Origin of the sequence: Rhizobium binxianense (genome assembly GCF_028994275.1) — a bacterium.
In the GTDB taxonomy this organism is placed as follows: domain Bacteria; phylum Pseudomonadota; class Alphaproteobacteria; order Rhizobiales; family Rhizobiaceae; genus Rhizobium; species Rhizobium binxianense.
This window is the reverse complement of record NZ_CP118713.1, coordinates 974,252-992,143: the sequence shown is the minus strand read 5'-3', so window position 1 is coordinate 992,143 and position 17,892 is coordinate 974,252. Positions and strand designations below refer to the sequence as shown.

18 protein-coding genes are annotated in these 17,892 nt (G+C 60.9%); 4 read left to right on the top strand and 14 right to left on the bottom strand.

Translation table 11 applies throughout. The features are described from left to right. Window positions 1-7: 7 nt before the first annotated feature. From PO860_RS04920 to PO860_RS04880, 9 genes are all read right to left on the bottom strand, one after another. Window positions 8-580 (bottom strand): L,D-transpeptidase, encoded by a 573-nt coding sequence (locus tag PO860_RS04920; RefSeq protein ID WP_183606287.1) that lies wholly within the window; start codon window positions 578-580, stop codon window positions 8-10. Next, the gene (locus PO860_RS04915; RefSeq protein WP_183606286.1) at window positions 577-1,719 is read right to left on the bottom strand and encodes a P-loop NTPase family protein; all 1,143 of its coding nucleotides are present in this window, start codon (window positions 1,717-1,719) and stop codon (window positions 577-579) included. Before PO860_RS04915 ends, PO860_RS04920 begins: the two co-directional genes overlap by 4 nt. Before the next feature lie 28 nt (window positions 1,720-1,747). Beyond that, on the bottom strand, window positions 1,748-2,371 hold the full coding sequence (locus tag PO860_RS04910) for a TadE/TadG family type IV pilus assembly protein (protein ID WP_273884105.1): 624 nt from the start codon (window positions 2,369-2,371) through the stop codon (window positions 1,748-1,750). After that, window positions 2,365-2,844 carry a TadE/TadG family type IV pilus assembly protein gene (locus PO860_RS04905; protein ID WP_183606284.1) on the bottom strand — a complete coding sequence of 160 codons (480 nt, stop codon included), beginning with the start codon at window positions 2,842-2,844 and terminating at the stop codon, window positions 2,365-2,367. The genes PO860_RS04910 and PO860_RS04905 overlap by 7 nt, the downstream gene beginning before the upstream one ends. Further along, entirely contained in the window at window positions 2,841-4,442 is a 1,602-nt protein-coding gene (locus PO860_RS04900) for a TadE/TadG family type IV pilus assembly protein (RefSeq protein WP_273884107.1), read from the bottom strand. The genes PO860_RS04905 and PO860_RS04900 overlap by 4 nt, the downstream gene beginning before the upstream one ends. Before the next feature lie 95 nt (window positions 4,443-4,537). After that, complete coding sequence (locus PO860_RS04895; protein WP_131605324.1) at window positions 4,538-4,846, bottom strand: hypothetical protein; 309 nt, start codon at window positions 4,844-4,846, stop codon at window positions 4,538-4,540. Further along, on the bottom strand, window positions 4,827-6,314 hold the full coding sequence (locus PO860_RS04890) for a type II and III secretion system protein family protein (RefSeq protein ID WP_273884108.1): 1,488 nt from the start codon (window positions 6,312-6,314) through the stop codon (window positions 4,827-4,829). The genes PO860_RS04895 and PO860_RS04890 overlap by 20 nt, the downstream gene beginning before the upstream one ends. A gap of 55 nt (window positions 6,315-6,369) precedes the next feature. Beyond that, window positions 6,370-7,287 (bottom strand): Flp pilus assembly protein CpaB, encoded by a 918-nt coding sequence (gene cpaB, locus PO860_RS04885; protein WP_183606667.1) that lies wholly within the window; start codon window positions 7,285-7,287, stop codon window positions 6,370-6,372. A gap of 97 nt (window positions 7,288-7,384) precedes the next feature. Beyond that, entirely contained in the window at window positions 7,385-7,597 is a 213-nt protein-coding gene (locus PO860_RS04880; protein WP_183606280.1) for a Flp family type IVb pilin, read from the bottom strand. Between the two features lie 258 nt (window positions 7,598-7,855). Between PO860_RS04880 and PO860_RS04875 the strand changes: the two genes are divergently transcribed. After that, window positions 7,856-8,374 (top strand): A24 family peptidase, encoded by a 519-nt coding sequence (locus tag PO860_RS04875; protein WP_183606279.1) that lies wholly within the window; start codon window positions 7,856-7,858, stop codon window positions 8,372-8,374. A 247-nt stretch (window positions 8,375-8,621) separates the two neighbouring features. Here the strand turns inward: PO860_RS04875 and PO860_RS04870 are convergent, their stop codons facing one another. From PO860_RS04870 to PO860_RS04860, 3 genes are all read right to left on the bottom strand, one after another. After that, entirely contained in the window at window positions 8,622-9,383 is a 762-nt protein-coding gene (locus PO860_RS04870) for a slipin family protein (RefSeq protein WP_183606278.1), read from the bottom strand. Between the two features lie 29 nt (window positions 9,384-9,412). Then, on the bottom strand, window positions 9,413-10,822 hold the full coding sequence (locus tag PO860_RS04865; protein ID WP_273884110.1) for an NfeD family protein: 1,410 nt from the start codon (window positions 10,820-10,822) through the stop codon (window positions 9,413-9,415). Between the two features lie 194 nt (window positions 10,823-11,016). Beyond that, window positions 11,017-12,384, bottom strand: coding sequence for an aspartate aminotransferase family protein (locus PO860_RS04860; protein ID WP_273884111.1), 1,368 nt, complete (start codon window positions 12,382-12,384; stop codon window positions 11,017-11,019). Between the two features lie 83 nt (window positions 12,385-12,467). On the opposite strand from PO860_RS04860, the gene PO860_RS04855 reads away from it, so the two are divergent. Further along, window positions 12,468-13,820, top strand: coding sequence for a glutamine synthetase family protein (locus tag PO860_RS04855; RefSeq protein WP_275035634.1), 1,353 nt, complete (start codon window positions 12,468-12,470; stop codon window positions 13,818-13,820). Between the two features lie 3 nt (window positions 13,821-13,823). On the opposite strand, the gene PO860_RS04850 is transcribed toward PO860_RS04855, so the two are convergent. Continuing rightward, window positions 13,824-14,768 carry a diacylglycerol/lipid kinase family protein gene (locus tag PO860_RS04850; protein ID WP_183606275.1) on the bottom strand — a complete coding sequence of 315 codons (945 nt, stop codon included), beginning with the start codon at window positions 14,766-14,768 and terminating at the stop codon, window positions 13,824-13,826. 300 nt (window positions 14,769-15,068) lie between these two features. On the opposite strand from PO860_RS04850, the gene PO860_RS04845 reads away from it, so the two are divergent. Beyond that, window positions 15,069-16,298 (top strand): MFS transporter, encoded by a 1,230-nt coding sequence (locus PO860_RS04845; RefSeq protein WP_273884112.1) that lies wholly within the window; start codon window positions 15,069-15,071, stop codon window positions 16,296-16,298. Here the strand turns inward: PO860_RS04845 and PO860_RS04840 are convergent. Next, the gene (locus PO860_RS04840; protein ID WP_183606273.1) at window positions 16,263-16,661 is read right to left on the bottom strand and encodes a winged helix-turn-helix transcriptional regulator; all 399 of its coding nucleotides are present in this window, start codon (window positions 16,659-16,661) and stop codon (window positions 16,263-16,265) included. The two genes, PO860_RS04845 and PO860_RS04840, sit on opposite strands and share 36 nt — an antisense overlap. 103 nt (window positions 16,662-16,764) lie before the next feature. Between PO860_RS04840 and PO860_RS04835 the strand changes: the two genes are divergently transcribed. Then, window positions 16,765-17,778 (top strand): zinc-binding alcohol dehydrogenase family protein, encoded by a 1,014-nt coding sequence (locus PO860_RS04835; RefSeq protein ID WP_273880581.1) that lies wholly within the window; start codon window positions 16,765-16,767, stop codon window positions 17,776-17,778. The last annotated feature ends 114 nt before the right edge of the window (window positions 17,779-17,892 follow it).

Sequence of the window (17,892 nt, the reverse complement as noted above, 5' to 3'; positions counted from 1 at the left end):
CGAACTCTTATTTTACAATGACCGTGGAACCGACTTTCACCCTCGCATAGAGATCGATGACGTCGGCATTGCTCATGCGAAAACAGCCCGATGAGGCGAAACCGCCGACCGTCGACTGCTCGTTCGTTCCATGAATGCGGTAGAGCGTGTCGGTCCCGCCCTTGTAGAGATAGATCCCGCGGGCACCCAATGGATTGAGCGGCCCGGCCGGCACCAGGTCCGGAAGCCCGGCTGCGCGCGCCTTCATCTCGGCAGGCGGGCGCCAGTCAGGCCACTCTGCCTTGCGTCCAACCTTGACGGTACCGCTCCAGCGAAATCCGTCTCGTCCGACTCCGATTTTGTAACGGATCGCGCGTCCTTCGGAGATGACGAGATCCAGCGTACGATTGCCGTTGGCGATGACGATTGTCCCGGCCGCGTAGCTTTTTTCGATCGTCACCACGGCGGCTGTCGTCGGCCCAAGGCTTCGCGGCACAAGCCCGGCTGCCGCGGCATCGCCGGCAACGGCCAGAATTGCCAAAACCGCTAGACCGACATCGGCGGCGCGGGACCTTATGCGCCCACTGGCGATAACCTTCATCGCACCAGTGCTCCAAGTTTACCGACCGCGCCGCAGAAGCGCGCCCGGGAATTCACTTGAAATGGCAGCACGCCGCGATTGACCGCCTCGCTCAGAGTATCCCAGTCATCCGCAATGACATGCGTCGGGATCTCCTTGAATATCTTTTCTGTTTGTTGTCGGCGCAGGCCGAGGCCGAAAAACTTGGAGCGGTACTTGTTGATGACGATGAATATCTGATCCGAACTGCCACGCAGCCGGACCAGATTGGCAAACAAATCCTTGGCTTGAGAAAGCGCAGGGACCGTCATTTCGGTGACGATGCAGATGCTGTTGACCGAAGTGAGCACCTCGTATTTCCACGGCGTGTCGTAATAGGGAACGTCGATGATCGTGTGGTCGCTCTCGAAGGCGGCTACATCGAGCATGCGCAGCACGAGTTCACGGCCCTTCGGCGCCATAAGAACGGATGGCTGCTTGAAGGACAGCAGTGAAAAGCCGCCCGAATGACGCTTTCGGACGAGATCGATGAATTCCAGATCGACCCGGGAAGGATTGGCGATGACGGGTTTCAAGTCGTAGTCGTTGACGAGGTTGAGATAATAGCCAAGCGCCCCGGAGCAGAAATCCGTGTCGAACAAGTCGATCCGCGGCGTGGAATTCTTGGTCGGCTGGGCCAGCACATGCGCAAGCGACGAAGCGATCATGCTGGCGCCCGCGCCACCGACGGCCGAGACCACGGCATGCACCCGGCTGTCGCTGGCCCCGGTGCCCGGCGCATGGGTCGAAATCATGTCGATCAGGGCGCGGCGCTCGAGCGGCTTCTTCAGCCAGTCATTGCCGTTCAGGCGGAAGAGCAGCCGCAGCAAGTCGTCCGGCAGGTCTTCGGAAACGACGACGAGCGGAATGTCCCGATAGCTGGTGCGAAAGGCGAAAAGCTCCGGCTGCTGCAGCAAATTCCCGTTGTCGACGTCGAGAACGATCAGGTTGAATTGCGTCGGATCGAAGCGGCCCTTTTCTCCGAGCGCCTTCAGCGAGAGATGGCGGACATCGTAACGCGAAAGCGACCCGAACGTATCGAGCATGAAGCTCGCTGCAGCCGCGTCGTCGGAGAGAACCAGGATCTTGGTGGATGCGGCAATGTTCATGTGCGCTGTCATTTCGCTTTCCTACGCATAATTTAAGGATTCAGCAGGTTGAGCACGTCTTCAGATCTTCCGTCGTGATCGTCACCGGATGGGCCGGTATGTTGATCTTGTTAAGTCCCAACATCCCTCCGAGGATCGGCAGATCGAGGGGGATGTCGCGCACCTCCAGCCGCATCGTCAGCACAGGCCCGTCCGGCCGGCCCCAATAGCCGAGCCCCGATCGCTGATAGGTGACCACCAGATTCTCGCGCTGGATGCGCCGATTGAGGTCGCAAATGCCGGGGTGAGGATCGGTTCCGACCTGGCAAACGCCGTCGCTTCCCCAGACAATCCGGTTCAATGCCGCCGTGCAGTTGGCAAGTTTCGGTCCGCAGGTCGAGGATATCGTGGCATCGTTGGGCGCCGCTTTGCCGTTGTTGAGTGGATCGGCAGCTCCGATCGGGAAAACGGCATCGAAATTCGTCGTCAGCGGATCGGATACGGCGGCCAAACGGGCACCATATTGCAGTGCCTTGACCGTCTGGTTCCACTGCGACATGGCATAGCCGAACTCGATGAAGACGGCGAATACCAGCATGACGATCGGAAAGGTCAGCAATGCTTCGACAAGGCTGACACCACTGCTATCCTGCCAGAAGGTCTTGATCGCCCTAGAGGTCACCATCCGATGTATCTCTCTTCATGGAAGGAACTGATCGTGATGGCACCGATTCCGAGAAAGCCGAACACCGGCGAGGTCTCGTAGAGATGAGCAGTTGAGATGGTGATGTTCCCGTCTGCATCGGGTGCCGTGATGGTGATGTCGGCGGCGTCCTTCCAGCCGGGTACGCGGGGTTTAGCGCCTGCTGCAGGTGTTTGGGTTCCGTAAAAGGCGATCGTCTTCGCAGTCGCCTGATTGCATGTCGGCACATAGGTTCCCGACACCGGTCGGCATCGCGAGAGGTAACGCCCCGCATCGCGCAAGCCTGCGTCGATCTGCATACGCTCCCAGAAGATGCTGCCAAACTCCAGTATCCCCGCCGCAAAGAGCGTCACAAAGGGGATGGCGAGCAACGCTTCGGCAAGCACCGCGCCTTCCTCCCGCCGCCAGAAGCCGAGGCAAAGCCGATGCCGGATAAAGTTGCGGAGCGCCATCATCTGACCAGCTCCGCTTCTTCCCGCAGGAATTCGTCCAGCGTACCGCGGCCGCCCATGCCCGAGATGTCGATCACCTCGAGCGAAAGATAGCGCTCGCTACCGGCCTTGATCGCCGGTTTGGTCATGAACATGCGCGCAAAGGCAACCGCCTGCGTCTGCTTCTGACCATTCAGATGGTCGACCGATGCCTCATAGCCGCAATTGACGATTGCGGCGAAAATCTCTCGGCGATCGCCGTACTCGCTCCCCGTGTAGTTCGAGAGAGCAGGTCCCGAATAGCACTGACCGCCGCCCGTCGTCGGCGTACCGACCTCGCCGTTCGCAGAGGCATGGTTGAGCAGCGCCGCGGTATTGAGCTCGTAACGATAGACATCATAGGCAGAGGGCCGGCTCGGCGTTCCGGTGGCCCCCGGGGGATAGCTGGAATAGTTGCCGAGGATCGCGCTGACCGACGGCGCCGTGCCTCCCTGGGCGACACTCCAGTAGTTTGCGTAGTTCCAATTGTTGCCGGTGCTGATCTTGCCGCCGCCGAGGGGGCTCATGGTTGCGCCGTAACCCAAAGGCACCGCCTTGGTGACATCGCCGACCGTGCTGTCGACCATTGCCGGGTCGTAGCCTTTGCAGCCGTTCTGCCCTGTTTGCTTTTGCGCGGAGCGGACGTTCTGGGCCGGGCGATAGCGGCTGTCCCCGCGCGAGCCCTTGAACGACCCCTCATAAATGCCGAAGCGCGTATTGACGCCAGCTTCCACGGGTCCGGCCATGGCACCCGTCTCGGTATCGAGGCTGTCCTGGGTATAACAGGCCCCCGGATTGCCGGTCGCCAGAGCCTCTGCCATCACGTTCGCGCCATTGCCCAGCGGGGTCCGCAGGAACCCGAAATTGCCAGGCCCGGGGCTGGACGAAGACGTGCTGTACATTTCGATTTGCCGGCCGTAGAGATTGCCGGCCGCGAAGTTGGTGTGGAGATCCGCCGCCGCCTGTTCGTTGGCGGCCGGGCTCGTATTGCCAGCCGGCTCATAGGGATTGCAGATGAAGATCGGCGTGATATCACAGGCGCTGGCATGGTATACCGCCACGGCATCGGCAGAGATGTTGATCGTATCGCGGGTGAAGCCAACCGGGATCGGAAAGATCGTCTGCATCGCCTGCGGCTTGGCGATGACCCAGGCGTAGGAAGCTTCGCTGGCCGTGGTCGTTTCCATCGAAGACGGGATGGGCGTATCGTCATTGGCCGGGATGCTCTTCAGAAAAAGCACGGTGACCGTGCTCCCGGCATCGTTGCCGGCGTCGTAGGCCACGGTAATATACGAGCCAAGCGACATGCCGGTCCCGCCCCCGGAAAAAGCCGCGCTATTGGCGATTTTCTCGACCGCCGTCTGCGCCCTCGAAATAGCATCATCGCGGCCATCGAGTTCGCGGGCTCCGGCCAGCGCCATCGCGTCGACCGCGTTCTGGAGATCAGTATGCAGGTTGCTGCTGCGGCCGACATCGATGATCAGCAGCGAAAAGCCGAGAAGCATTGGCATGGCGATGAGCGTCAAGGCGATGACATAGCCCCGATGATCGTTCCAGAACCGTCCGACAACCCTGCTCAGCATTTGGCACCCCCCCATCACGGCGCTATCGCCGTGACGACCCTTTTTCGTGCATTTTCCCCTCCGGCGCGCTGCCGCCGTTCATGCCTTTCGAACCGCTACTGGCTAGCGGTGGCCCCACTGGACGCCCCATTAGCCCCCATTGCCGGCGACGGCTGAGCTACGACCAACCCGCCGTTCTGATATTGAGTGACCGCCCTGCGGATCACCTTGCCGTCGCTTGCGATTCGGGTTCGCTGGGCTTCCGGCGGGAACGGGTCCTCGGTATGGATGGCCTTGTTTGCTTCCATCGCGTTGCCGGCCCCGAAGGTGATTGTATCGCGATGGTTCATGTAGTCGGCACAGCCGGAAGCCAGGCCGGCGGCAGCAAGGACGAAAAGGACGCGCTTAGCGTTTTGTAAGAGCAACTTGGCCTCCCTGGCTCAGGTCGAGACGATGGCCATAGGGCCCGGTCACACCTTCGCCGTTGCGAAAGCGTCGGAGCATGTCCTTGTCGACTTCCAGGACACCGAGCGCGAAAAGCTCGGCGTCGTTGGACGAACGCGTCTGGTCGAGGGGACTGTAGAGGTCCTCGCCCGGGCGGGCTGGTCGCACAATGTGCGGGGTGACGACGATAACGAGGTCGGATTCCTTCTTCTGGAAACTCGTCGAACGGAACAGCGCGCCGAGGATCGGTATCTGCCCGAGGCCCGGCAGTTGCTGGATGTCTTTGGCATTGATCGACTGCAGCAGGCCCGCCATGGCAAAGCTCTGGCCGTCGCGAAGCGCTACCGTGGTGCTGGCAGCGCGCGAGATGAAACCCGGATTGCCGTTGACGTTGATCGACGGATCAATCTCGGAAACCTCAGGCTCGATCTCCAGATTGATGACGCCGTCGTCAAGCACCACCGGCTTGAAGGTCAGCCGCACACCGAAGGGGCGATAGTCCGTCTCTGTGGCGACCGTCGTGCCGTTGTTCGTCGTCTTCAGGATCGGCACTTCACCGCCGGCATGGAAGCTGGCGGTCGAGCCGCTCATGGCGATGAGGTTCGGCTGAGCCAGGCGACGCACCAATCCCTTCTGCTCGAGCGCGTTGATGACCACATCGATGCGGCCGCCAGAGATTTCCAGCACCTTGGCGATCAACTGGCCGAAGGGCAGCATACCCGTTGCCGCACCCTTGGGATCGACGAGGGTACGGACCAGGCTACCGTTATCGTCCACGGTGATACCCTGGCTGGTCGTTGCCTTGCCGATGCCGTTGTTGCCGCGCCCGGACCAACCGATCCCGAGGTCACGACCCGTCTGGCGTGAGGCTTCGATGACACGGACCTCCAGCATCACCTGCTGGCTGTCGCTGACGCGCAGCTGGTTCAGCACCGGTTGGTCGGAATAGGATTGGGCGACTTCCATCACCCGCTGCAATTCGATGCCGTCACGGACAGTGCCTGTCAGGCGAATGCGATCGTTGGAGTTGATCACCCTGACCCGGGCCGAGGGCGCGGCAGAGCGAATGGCGGAGGTAACTTCGGTGAAATCGTTGGCAACGCGGATGTCGATGACGCCGAGAAGCGACTTGTCGTCACCATAGACCGAGATATTGGTGGCGCCGGTCTTCTTGCCGCGGATGAACAGCGACCGGTCGGAAAGCGGCACCACGTCGATCATATCGGCGCTGCCGATGACGAGATCGCCGAAGGGCTGGCCGGTATTGAGCGTCAGCGTCTCGTTCGGAGGCAACGTCACATGCTGGACCGATTTGCCCAAGGTGACCGACTTTTCCTGTGCGTTGGCGCAGCCGGCAAATCCGGGCCCCAAACACACACAGGCCGAAAACACTGCCGCCAGTGCCGCAAGGCTTTTCGTCCTTGCGATTCGTCTCTTACCGTTCACCATGCCTGCTTTAGCCCCCTCCTTCGGCCGGCCGCACCCGCGGCAGGCCGCATAAACATCACTGGATCAGGCCGACTCGGTGCTCCTCGCGCTTCGTCGTGTTCCAGACCCCCACTGTTACCCACTTCGGCTCGACCGGCAACACCGGTTCGACCTTCGGCTCCACAATCTGCACTTGTTTTTCAGGTTCTGGCAACTCAATCTTTGCCAAATCCTTGCCGAGTTCCGCCGCCATCGCCCCGCCACCGAGGTCGGCGACGGTGATTGGCCGGGTTTGCTCAACAGAGGAAGAGGCAATATTGCGAAGCGCCAGCGAGAGCGTGCCGACACTGGAGCCGAGGGTAAGGCGCTGCGCCTCATCGGTCGTGACCTCAAAGGTCACGGTTTTCACGACGGATGGCTCGTCCTTGCGCTCGTCTGCCGTCTGATCCACCGCCAGCACCTTGACGCCTTGCAGCAGCACGTCGACGAAGGTCTGATCGTTGCCTGCCGGCTCTCGCACGACCCGCGTCAGAAGCACGTCGACGCGATCGGAAGGCCTGACGAAGCCGGCAACCCCGAGCACGTCGTTGACACGGATGGAAACCGCCTTCATGCCCTGGTCGAGCGCCGCCGACAGCGTGGCGCGTTCGCCGGTACCAGTGATTTTCGAGGATAACACCGGCTCGCCGGGGTCGATCGCCGCCATGGCATAGCGCGGCTGGGCATCGTTGCCGACGACCATCTCGATGCTGACGAACGAACCTGCGGGTGTTTCATTGGAGGGCCACGGAATGGCTCTGAGATTTTCGGATCGGATCCGGTCGCCGAAGCGCATCGGCTTGGCGGCGACAACGAGTGTTCTTTCTTCGGCCTTTATGCCGTTCATCGCCAACAGCCGGGCCTTCTGATCGGAGAGATACTCGCGCATGCCGAAAACGGCTGCTGCAGCGAGCACAAACGCAATAACGAGACTTAAAATCGTTGAAGAACGCATCGCGGTTACTCGTACACTGGATGGAGCGAATCCATTCATTGATGCTAATTTAGAAGAGAGGGGTTAACAAACCCCCCTCTTCTTTGCAATGCCAATATCAGCCTGCTGGTGCTGCTGCTGGCGGGGCGGACACGTTGTCCGTAAACCACGTCGCCCAGGTGTCCCAAGCGGCAGACAGATTTTGGCCGGCCAATGTCACCGCCCCGATCACACCGCCAACCAGCAAGGCAAGCAGAATGAGGTATTCAGTGAGTGCGACGCCATCTTCTTCCCGCGCGAAAGCGCGTACGCTATTTACAAAGGCTTTCATCGAGAATTTCCTCCCAGATAAGTTGTGCGCCGTAATCCCCCCGGCCGCCTTGTCGTCGAGACCGCCTCTTCGACTGGGACCATTAATAATCTCTTAACTCTAATTTAGTCAATCGATTTATACGCAGTCTCTCGACATCTATACTTTATGGTTAAGACCAAAGTCCCGGTGCCTATTCGTAAAAACTGACTCAGTCATCTGGATTTACTGTAGAACAACTTGCAAATCAGGCTATAATAGCCCAAAAGGGTGAATACCATGCCGCAAATGATCGATGTTATTAGTTCGCTTTCGGTATTTCTTTTTCTCTACGCCGCCTGGACCGATTTCCGCACATGGAAGATCCCCAACACGATCGTGCTCGCTCTCGTTGCACTTTATGCATTGCGCACGGTGGCCGTGATACTTGGCTCACAGGATGTCGGCGCTGCGCTGTTTGCGTCGAGCGGAATTGGCGGCGACGTCGGGGCCGGTCTGCTGATGTTCGCACTTGGGGTGGCGCTCTGGGCGTTCCGGCTGTTTGGCGCAGGAGACGCCAAACTTTTCCTGCCGATCGGCCTTTTTATCGGCTGGCACGGAATGCTGCCGTTTTCGTTTTTGCTCCTCGTCCTCGGCATCGTGACGCTCCTGCTTCTGCGGCTGCCGGTGCCGCTGCCCGTCGCACATCTCGCCTTTTTCATGCGCGTCGAGGAAATCCGGGCGAGCCGGAAGGTACCTTACGGCGTCGTGATGGTTTTCGCCGCGCTCCTCACCTTGGCCTTGCCCATGATCCGATAGCAGCTGCAGCTACGGTGACCCGGCATCGACATGCTTCCTCGCAAGAGCACCTTTGCCAAAGCGTTCAACTTTGGTGGTGGCGGATGTCAGGGGCAATGGCGTTGCGGGGAATGGGGTTGTGTGACCTTGACGGCCGCCTTCGGAGTTCAGCAGGATGCCCGCTTCCCGATAGCCTTGTCGGCAGCGAGGAGGCGCTTTTCAAGCGTGCCTTGAGGGCCGCAAAGAGTAATTGTTCAGTGCCGTTCGATCACTTCGGCTTAATGGTCATCAGATTGCCGAACTCCATCGGGAAGGGGAATAAAATCGTCGAGGTCTTCTCGCTGGCGATAACGTTCAAAGTGCTCAAATAACGAAGTTGCATCGCCTCCGGCTGCTTGGCCAGAATTTCGGCCGCTTCCAGTAGCTTCGCCGCAGCTTGCTGTTCGCCCTCGGCATTGATGACCTTTGCGCGGCGTTCGCGTTCGGCTTCCGCTTGGCGAGCAATTGCACGAATCATCGACTCGTTGATATCCACATGTTTGATCTCGACGGTGGCTACTTTAATTCCCCAAGCATCCGTCTGAGTGTCAAGGATTTCCTGAATATCCGAGTTGAGCCTGTCACGTTCTGCCAGCATCTCATCGAGATCGTGCTTGCCGAGCACGGAGCGCAACGTCGTCTGGGCAAGCTGGCTTGTTGCCATCATGAAATCCTCGACCTGTATTGTCGACTTCTCGGGGTCAATAACTCTGAAATAGATCACCGCGCTGACACGAACCGAGACATTGTCATGTGAGATGACGTCCTGGCTGGGGACATCGAGTACGCGCGTGCGCAAATCGACCCGCATCATCTGCTGGACATAGGGGATGAGCAGAATCAAGCCGGGTCCCTTGACTCCGGTAAAGCGGCCAAGTGTGAAGACGACGCCGCGTTCATATTCCCTCAGAATCTTCACCGCGGATGCGAGGATGGCGACCAAAATGACAATGGCCACCACATAGAAGGCAAGATCTGCAAACATTTCCATGACTTCTCCTCCTGCTTCCTGAGTGACCGTTAAGTGTCCTTAGGACGGCTGGCGACCTCGAGCGCAAGCCCATTGCGGCCAGTGACGCTGACAGGGTCACCAGCAACAAGCGGTTCGGCGGAAACCGCCTTCCAGCGTTCGCCATGCGCAATGACGTAGCCCGTGAGCCCCGTCCAACTCTCAACTTTGCCGGAGATGCCGATCATCTGTTCCGCACCGGTGGCAACCTGGCGCAAGCGCGAGGTGAATGCCAAGCGAGCAACGACAAGGCTAAAGGCAAGAGTCGCAAAGGCAATCGCGCCCAGTAGCACGCGCGACACTTCCAGGCCGGGTACATCGGTATTAAACAAAATCGTTGCTCCCAGGATCACGGCTACCCCGCCGCCAATGCCGAAAGCGCCGAAGCTTGGCGAATGCGCCTCAGCCACAGTCAATCCTACACCGAGGAAAATAAGCCCCAGGCCGGCAAAACTCACCGGCAGCGATGCGAGGGCATAGAGACCAAGGAGGAGGCAGATGCCGCCGATCGTGCCAGGAAGCATTGTCCCAGGTGTGAGAAATTCGAACATCAGGCCATAGATACCGACCATGATCAGGATGATTGCGATGTTCGGATCGGTAATGACGGAAAGCAGGCGCGTGCGCCAATCAGGCTCGAATTCCTGCACGACTAAACCGGCGGTGTCGAGCTGGGCGTCCGTTTGACCGACCCGCACCATGTACCCTTGTGCCTTTGCAAGAAGATCGTTGACATCGACTGCCGTGAAATCGATGGCATGTTCGCGCACTGCCGCATTGGATGAAAGGCTCGCAGCTTCGCGGACAGCACGCTCTGCCCAGTCGGCGTTGCGATTGCGCAATTCCGCAAGCCCGCGAATGTAAGCGACGGCGTCGTTAACTGCTTTGGCTTCGCTGGCATTGCCTGGAGCTTCTGCCTGTTTGTCACTAGGCTCGCTCGGCTTCTTTTCGGGTTCCGCATCACCGCCGAAAGGCTTTATGCTGAGCGCGATTGGTGTCGCCGCACCCAGATTGGTCCCAGGCGCCATTGCCGCAATGTGGCTTGCGTAGAGAATATAGGTGCCGGCGCTGGCAGCCCGTGCCCCACTCGGTGCGACGAAGCCCGCGACAGGCACTGGTGAGGCAAGAATCGCGCGAATGATTTCCCGCATGGAGGTGTCAAGGCCACCGGGTGTGTCCATCTGCAGAATGATCAAGGCCGCTTCACGTTCGCCGGCACGCTGGATGCCTCGTATCACGTAGTCAGCGATGGCGGGCCCAATCGCGCCGTTCACCTTGAGAATGACAGCGGCTCGGTTGGACTCCGACGCCGACGGTGCGACGAAGCCAAAAGCTGAGAGCAGCAAAAACAACAAAGTGGAGATTGGCGGTTGCCATCGCCAACACCTTAATCCGCGCGTGACAATCTGCGGAACGTACATAGCATTTAATGTATGTCGGAAATTACAAACAAAAAGGAGAAGGCGTCTCAAGATTTACGAACAAGCGAAGAACGCCAAGCTCAAGGCTTGACTTGCATGGTTGGTTTAAGCCTCAAGCACTGGTTGGGTTCCGAAGCCAATGATAATAATTGCCGTTACGCCTTCCTACGGTGACCCGGCATCGCTGAGGGGAGTTACGACTTCAATTCCTTCCAGGCGGCATCCAGCGCCAGCCTGGTCATCCCGATCATCTCGTCCACCTCCGCGTGGGTGATGACAAGCGGCGGCGAGGCGAGCATGCGGTCGCCGGTGGCGCGCAGCACGAGGCCGTTCGCCAGCGCGTGGTTGCGCACTAGCGCACCGACCTGATCGGGCTTGGCATAACGGGTGCGGGTGCGCTTGTCGGCGGCAAGCTGCAGGGCGCCCATCAGACCGATGCTAACGGCCTCGCCGACCAGATCATGCTCGGCGAGCGCCGCCCAGGCCTTGCCGAAATAGGGGCCGATATCGTCGCGCACACGCTCGACCAACCTTTCCTCCTCGATGATCCGCAGGTTTTCGAGTGCGGCGGCGGCGCAGACCGGATGACCGGAATAGGTGAAGCCGTGATTGAAGTCGCCGACCTCGTTGATCAGCACGTCGGCGATGCGGTCGCTGACGAGCACGCCGCCGATCGGCAGGTAGCCGGAGGACAGCCCCTTGGCGATCGGCGCGAGATCCGGCTCGACGCCGAAATGCTGATGGCCGAACCAGGCGCCGAGACGGCCAAAACCGCAGATCACCTCGTCGGTTACCAGCAGGATATTGCGCGCCTTGCAGATGCGGTCGATTTCCGGCCAGTAGGTTTCGGGCGGGATGATGACGCCGGCGGCACCCTGTACCGGTTCGGCAACGAAGGCGGCGACATTTTCCTCGCCCAGTTCGTCGATCTTCGCTTCGAGCTCGCGAGCAACCTTGAGACCGAATTCGGCGGGCGAGAGATCGCCGCCCTCGCCGTACCAATAGGGCTGGCCGATATGGACGATGCCTGGGATCGGCAGATCACCCTGCTCGTGCATGTACTTCATGCCGCCGAGGCTGGCGCCGGCAACAGTCGAACCGTGATAGCCGTTCTTCCTCGATATCACGATCTTCTTCGACGGATGGCCGACGGCGCTCCAATAGACGCGGGCCATGCGGAACCAGGTATCGTTCGCCTCCGAGCCGGAACCGGTGAAGAAGATGTGGTTGAAACGCTCGCCGGCATGCGATGTTACTTTCTGCGCCAGCAGCGTTATCGGCGTCGAACTCGTGCCGAAGAAGGTATTGTAATAGGGCAGCTCGTTCATCTGCCTGGCGACGGCCTCGGTGATCTCGCGGCGGCCATAGCCGATATTGACGCACCAGAGTCCGGCGAAGCCGTCGAGATATTTCCGGCCGTGGTTGTCGAAGATGTGGCAGCCCTCGCCGCGCTGGATGATGCGCGTGCCTTCGGCATTCAGCTTCTTCATGTCGGAGAAGGGATGCAGGTGATGGGCGGCGTCGATCGCCGCAAGGTTCGAGGGTGGGTAAGTATCGGGCATGGCTGGTGAAAGACCCTCGTGGATTGAAAGGCTGCTATCGATGGGATAGGAGCTTGGCCTTGTCCCGGAGGATTTTCAAGGTCATGGCGAGCGACAGGATGGACGGTAAGACCGATGGCGGCGACCCGCGTTTTGAGATCCTGATCGTCGGCATGAACGGCGACCTGCGCGGCAAGCAGCTTCCGCTCGACGCACAAGGCAAGGTCTGGGCCGGCGAGATCCGCCTGCCGACCTCGACGCAATCGCTCGACATCTGGGGCGACGACAATGACGACATTACCGGCCTGTCGTTGACGATCGGCGATCCCGACGGCATGGTCGTTGCGGACCGGCGCAGCCTGGCGCCGATGCCCTGGGCGCCCGAGGGTTCGATGCAGGTGCTGGCCAGCATGCACGAGTTCGACGGCAGCCCGAGCTTCATGGATCCGCGCGCCATCCTCGCCTCGGTGCTGGAGCGCTATGCCTCGCGCGGCCTGACGCCTGTGGTGGCGACCGAGCTGGAATTCTATGTGATGGCGGGAGACTGGCGTGAAACCGGACGCCCCTCCCCGCCCGAAAACCTCACCTATCGCGGCGAACCGAACGGTTTCCAACTCTACGACATGAGCGCCGTCGACGCGCTCGACGATTATCTCCAGACGCTGAGAGCCTATGCGAGGGCACAGGGGTTGCCGGCGGATGCGACGACGGCGGAGTTCGGCCCGGGCCAGTTCGAGGTCAACCTGCTGCACCGCCCGAATGCGCTGGCGGCCGCCGACGATTGCCTCTGTCTCAAGCGCATCGCCGAGCAGGCAGCGCGCCGGCACGGGCTGAAATCGACCTGCATGGCCAAGCCCTATTCCGACCATGCCGGCTCCGGCCTGCATGTGCATGCGAGCATCATCGACCGGCAAGGCCGCAACATCCTCGATGCCAAAGGCGGTGAGCCGAAGCGGCTGAAATCGGCCACGGCGGGCCTGCTCAAGACCATGCGCGAGGCGCAGCTGATCTTCGCTCCCTTCGCCAATTCCTACCGGCGCTTCCAGCCGGGTTCATTCGCCCCTGTTGATCTCACCTGGGGCAGCGGCCATCGCGGCACGGCGATCCGCATACCCGATAAGGATGGGCCGGCCGCCCGCATCGAGCACCGCGTCGCCGGCGCCGACGCCAATCCCTATCTGCTGCTGGCGGCGATCCTCGGCGGCATGCTCACCGGTCTCGATGGCGAATTCGATCCCGGCGAGGAGACGACGCCCTCGCACACGCCTGAGAATACGGCGCGGCTGACGCATGATTTCCTCACCGCCGTCGAGACCTTCCGCACCTCGCCCTTCATCGCCGATATCTTCGGCGATGAATATCAGGCGCTCTACGGCGACACCAAGCGCAAGGAGGCGCTGGCGCATCTGCGCACCGTCTCGGATTTCGACTACCGCACCTATCTGCCGCGGCTCTGAAACCTACGCGGCGGGCTCGCGGCGTTCGCTGGCGTGCACCTGCGCCGCAAGACCCTGCTTGACGAGAACCTTCAATTCGCCCGGATGCAGCCGGATCGAGACGTCGCGTTCGAGCGGCAGCAACTCACCGTCCATGACGCAATTGGCCTTGAAGCGCAGTTTCGGGAAATGCAGGTGCACTTCGGCCGGGTGCAGCACCATGACGTCGGCATTCTCGCGGAACTTGCCGCGCAGCATATCGATGGCGAGACGGGCGACACCCAGAGGCTTCAGCGGATTTGCCGTGTAGAAGCCGAGTTCGCCGCTTGTGAGATTGTCGGCGTAGAGCAGCGCGTTCTCGCCGAAAGGATTGTTGGAGACTGAAATCGCCGACACCCTGCGACGCTCCCGCATGCCGGCCGCCTCGAAATCGACCTCGAATTCCGGCGGATTGAAGATGACCCCCAAGGCCGCCTTTGTGCTTGCCCGGATCTTGCCCAGCCGCGAACGATAGCTGTAGGCGTTGCGGTAACGCACCATGCGGGCATGCAGGCCGGCGGAAAACTGATGGATGAAGGGCCGGCCGTTGGCGCTGGCAATATCGACATTGTCGACCTCGCCGGTGGCAAGCACGTCGAGCGCCTGCCAGATATCGAGCGGCACACGCAGCGAGCGGGCAAAGAGGTTCATCGTGCCGGCAGGCACGACGCCGAGCGCGATGCCGTTCTTCCAGGCGATCGAGGCCGCCGCCGAAATCGTGCCATCCCCGCCGCCGGCGACGATCCCGTCGATATCGTCGCGCTTGGCCGCCCGCTCCATGGCGGGAATGATTTCCTTTCCGGAGAAGACGATGGCATCGAAATCGTGCCCCGCTTCGCGGAAAGCCGCCTCTGCCCTCTTTTCGTAGGCCAGCATGTCGGTGGTCTTGAAGGTGCCGCCGTCGCGATTGAAAAAGCCTACAAGCTTCATAAGGGCTCCAGTCCCTGGCGTGGAGATAATCCGGCCTTTGTCCATCAGATGGTTGCGATCAAGGCGATTTCAAGCGCCGCCACTTCCCCGCGGAAATGACAGAAATGCAAAATTTGCAATAGACGTATGCACATAGCAGGACGCTGCACTGCAAAAAATGCACTCGACGCCAGCCTGAACGTTAGGGATAGATGAAGTATCGGGGACATGGGTCTCCACCTCCCGCCATTTTACGATGGGCTCGCGGCCGCGCCTGCGTCACGGGCCATTTCCAAGCAGAAACCGCCTCGAGGAGCTCTCGTGAGCCAGATCGCCATTCATGATTCCATCGATAGCCAGCCGGATGAAGAGTTGCCGTCGGCAACGACCGTGGCGCTGGTGCAACTGGCGCTCGCCTGCGGCGGCTTCGGCATCGGCACCGGCGAGTTTGCGATCATGGGGCTGCTGCCCAATGTCGCCGAGACTTTCTCGGTCACAACGCCGCAGGCCGGCTACGTCATCAGCGCCTATGCGCTCGGCGTCGTCATCGGCGCGCCCGTCATTGCCGTGCTCGCCGCGAAGATGGCGCGCCGCACCTTGCTCTTGACGCTGATGCTGGTCTTTGCCATCGGCAATATATCAAGCGCGCTGGCGCCGACCTTCGAGACCTTCACCTTGCTGCGTTTCGTCAGCGGCCTGCCGCATGGCGCCTATTTCGGCGTCGCCGCCCTTGTCGCAGCCTCGATGGTGCCGTTGCATCGCCGCGCCCGGGCTGTCGGCCGCGTCATGCTCGGCCTGACCGTCGCCACCCTTCTCGGCACGCCGTTGACGACGTTCTTCGGCCAGTCGCTCGACTGGCAGGTGGCGTTTTTCTCCGTCGGCGTGCTCGGCCTGCTGACGGTGGCGCTGATCTGGTTCTACGTTCCGAAGGACAGGGTTTCCGAGGAGGCCGGGTTCCTGCGCGAACTCGGCGCCTTCCGCCGGCCGCAGGTGTGGCTGACGCTTGGCATCGCCGCCGTCGGCTACGGTGGCATGTTTGCGATGTTCAGCTATATCGCCGCGACGACGACCGAGGTGGCGATGCTGCCGGAAACCGCCGTTCCGATCATGCTTGTTCTCTTCGGCGTCGGCATGAATGCCGGCAATTTCATCGGCTCGTGGCTCGCCGACAAATCTCTGCTCGGCACGATCGGCGGCTCGCTCGTCTATAATATCGTCGTCCTGACCACCTTCTCGCTGACCGCCGCCAATCCCTACATGCTCGGCCTCTGCGTCTTCCTCGTCGGCTGCGGTTTTGCCGCCGGACCGGCGCTGCAGACGCGGCTGATGGATGTCGCCGCCGATGCGCAGACGCTGGCCGCCGCGTCCAACCATTCCGCCTTCAACATCGCCAATGCGATCGGCGCCTGGCTCGGCGGCCTCGTCATCGCCTGGGGCTACGGTTTTGCGGCAACCGGTTATGTCGGCGCAGCGCTCTCCTTCCTCGGCCTCTTCGTCTTTGCAGCCTCGCTACGCCTAGAACGCCGCGACCGGAGCGCGCAGACCGTCTGAGGCCAAGCGCAGCTCGCGGCCTTCCGGGCTGCAGAAGACATACTGGTCACCCCAGGCGGCCAACGCCTGGATGACAGGCTTCAGCGTCATGCCGAGCGGCGTCATTGCATATTCGACCCTCGGCGGCACGACCGGATAGACGGTGCGTGATACCAGACCGGACTCCTCCAGTTCGCGCAGTTGCTTGGTCAGCATGCGCTGGGTCACCGCCGGTAGTTTGCGGCGGAGTTCGTTGAAGCGCAGGGTTCCTTCCATCAGATGAAAGAGGATCACGCCCTTCCACTTCCCATCGAGGTAAGTGAGCGTCGCCTCGACCGGGCAGCCGGGGAAATTCTTGACGAGCTTGGCGCGCGGCAATGACATTTTACAGTATCCTTTTGGGTACTACGTACAGAATTTGTGCATTCTTGCGTTGTCAGAACATAATGCGCATCTAGCTTCCGTGCAACGAACACAGGAGTTTCCCATGCGCGCCGTCGCCTACAAAACGCCCCAACCGATCTCCGCCGAGACCTCGCTGATCGATGTCGAGCTGCCGATGCCGGAGGCCAGGGGCCACGATCTGCTCGTCGAAATCAAAGCCGTTTCGGTCAATCCCGTCGACGTGAAGGTGCGCGCCCATTCCGCGCCGTCCGCAGACGAGCTCAAGACACTCGGCTGGGATGCCGCCGGCATCGTCACGGCCATCGGCGCTGATGTCACCCTGTTCAAGCCCGGCGACGAGGTGTTCTATTCCGGCGTCATCAGCCGCCCGGGCAGCAATGCCGAATTCCATCTCGTCGACGAGCGCATCGTAGGCGCCAAACCGAAGAGCCTCGATTTCGCGGCTGCGGCCGCCTTGCCGCTGACTTCGATTACGGCCTACGAGGCGCTGTTCGACCGGCTGAAGGTGCAGGACGCGGTGTCGGGAGCGGGACGATCCATCCTGATCATCGGCGGGGCTGGCGGCGTCGGCTCGATCGCCATTCAGATCGCCCGGGCATTGACCGATCTGACGGTGATCGCCACGGCCTCGCGGCCGGAAACGCAGGATTGGGTGAAGGAACTCGGCGCGCATCACGTCGTCGACCATTCCCAACCGATCGCGCCGCAGGTGGCAGCGCTCGGCATCGGCGCGCCCGGATTCATATTTTCGACCACCAATACCGATAGCCATATCGGCGACATCGTCGAAGCGATTGCGCCGCAAGGCCGCTTCGCGCTGATCGACGACCCGAAGACCCTCGACATCGTGCCCTTCAAGCGCAAGGCCGTGTCCGTTCATTGGGAGCTGATGTTCACCCGCCCGCTCTACGGCACGCCTGACATGATCGAGCAGCACAAGCTGCTGAACAAGATTTCCGAGCTGGTCGACGCCGGAAAGATCCGCACGACGCTTTCAGAAATCGTCGGGCCGATCAATGCGGGAAACCTCAAGACGGCGCATGCCATGGTCGAAAGCGGCAGGATGAAGGGCAAGGCGGTGCTTGCAGGATTCTGAGATCGCAGCCAGCAGGCCCGGTGTTTCCCGCAACGTCGTATAAACCGTACCCGCCCATAATGCCGCATCGTGGGGTGCGACATTCTGGCGTTAAGCATTTACCCCGCTTGACTT

Excerpts from the sequence above, each read along its gene's own strand:
- PO860_RS04875 (WP_183606279.1), top strand. The coding sequence starts at position 7,856 with ATGCCGCAAATGATCGATGTTATTAGTTCGCTTTCGGTATTTCTTTTT.
- PO860_RS04835 (WP_273880581.1), top strand. The coding sequence starts at position 16,765 with ATGCGCGCCGTCGCCTACAAAACGCCCCAACCGATCTCCGCCGAGACC.
- PO860_RS04900 (WP_273884107.1), bottom strand. The coding sequence starts at position 4,442 with ATGCTGAGCAGGGTTGTCGGACGGTTCTGGAACGATCATCGGGGCTAT.
- PO860_RS04880 (WP_183606280.1), bottom strand. The coding sequence starts at position 7,597 with ATGAAAGCCTTTGTAAATAGCGTACGCGCTTTCGCGCGGGAAGAAGAT.
- PO860_RS04865 (WP_273884110.1), bottom strand. The coding sequence starts at position 10,822 with ATGTACGTTCCGCAGATTGTCACGCGCGGATTAAGGTGTTGGCGATGG.
- PO860_RS04850 (WP_183606275.1), bottom strand. The coding sequence starts at position 14,768 with ATGAAGCTTGTAGGCTTTTTCAATCGCGACGGCGGCACCTTCAAGACC.
- PO860_RS04915 (WP_183606286.1), bottom strand. The coding sequence starts at position 1,719 with ATGACAGCGCACATGAACATTGCCGCATCCACCAAGATCCTGGTTCTC.
- PO860_RS04905 (WP_183606284.1), bottom strand. The coding sequence starts at position 2,844 with ATGATGGCGCTCCGCAACTTTATCCGGCATCGGCTTTGCCTCGGCTTC.
- PO860_RS04910 (WP_273884105.1), bottom strand. The coding sequence starts at position 2,371 with ATGGTGACCTCTAGGGCGATCAAGACCTTCTGGCAGGATAGCAGTGGT.
- PO860_RS04870 (WP_183606278.1), bottom strand. The coding sequence starts at position 9,383 with ATGGAAATGTTTGCAGATCTTGCCTTCTATGTGGTGGCCATTGTCATT.
- PO860_RS04920 (WP_183606287.1), bottom strand. The coding sequence starts at position 580 with ATGAAGGTTATCGCCAGTGGGCGCATAAGGTCCCGCGCCGCCGATGTC.
- PO860_RS04860 (WP_273884111.1), bottom strand. The coding sequence starts at position 12,384 with ATGCCCGATACTTACCCACCCTCGAACCTTGCGGCGATCGACGCCGCC.
- PO860_RS04840 (WP_183606273.1), bottom strand. The coding sequence starts at position 16,661 with ATGTCATTGCCGCGCGCCAAGCTCGTCAAGAATTTCCCCGGCTGCCCG.
- PO860_RS04890 (WP_273884108.1), bottom strand. The coding sequence starts at position 6,314 with ATGGTGAACGGTAAGAGACGAATCGCAAGGACGAAAAGCCTTGCGGCA.
- PO860_RS04855 (WP_275035634.1), top strand. The coding sequence starts at position 12,468 with ATGGCGAGCGACAGGATGGACGGTAAGACCGATGGCGGCGACCCGCGT.
- cpaB (WP_183606667.1), bottom strand. The coding sequence starts at position 7,287 with ATGCGTTCTTCAACGATTTTAAGTCTCGTTATTGCGTTTGTGCTCGCT.